We start from the raw sequence: 629 nt of genomic DNA, 5'->3' as shown, positions 1-629 counted from the left end.
CTAACTTAGCCATTTCTTTTTCAGCATCAGGAATTTTATCCATCATTAAATCTAAATAAGCATCAACTAATTCTTTTGCTTCATCAAAGTTATCATTACTTTGAAACAGCTTATCTAGTTGTTGAATATAGTTAGTTATAGTACCATCATCTCTAAATTGAAATCCAAAGCCTTGAAGTTTACCTTTTATTTCATTTTGACTTTGTTTCATGTAAGCCGTAGTTTCGCCCATTTCTTTTTTCTGTTTTTCTAATAAATCTAGTTTTTGTTGAAGCAAATCATTTTTTTCAACTCCAAAAGCACTTCCCATCAGTACATCTAATAATTCAAGTTGATTATTTATATCTTCAACATCCCTACTCATAGATGTCCACTCAGATTCTTTGTGTAGCTTCCAAGCCTCATTTCTTAATTCTTGTTCAGCTTTCGCTATATCCTTTGTGGCATTTACTACTTCTTGTTTTTCTTCAACTACTTTTGGTAGTTCAGTAAACATGATATTTAAATATTCATCACAATATTTCTTAGTTTCATCCCAAGCTTTTTTAGCATCTTCATATTTCTTCTTAGTCTTATCAGATGCTTTCTCTTTATTTGCTTCTGCTTCAAGTTTAGCTAATTCTTTTTCT

Annotated in this window: 1 protein-coding gene; it reads right to left on the bottom strand. The window is 30.2% G+C overall.

Translation table 11 applies throughout. From position 1 onward, the window contains the following. Positions 1–629, bottom strand: a 629-nt coding sequence (locus tag IC213_RS20535; protein WP_227863582.1) for a hypothetical protein, incomplete at both ends; no start/stop codon positions are given.

This window comes from Clostridioides sp. ES-S-0049-02, from assembly GCF_020658465.1.
Lineage (GTDB): Bacteria > Bacillota > Clostridia > Peptostreptococcales > Peptostreptococcaceae > Clostridioides.
The sequence above is the reverse complement of the archived record's forward strand: the minus strand, read 5'-3'. Positions and strand labels throughout refer to the sequence as shown.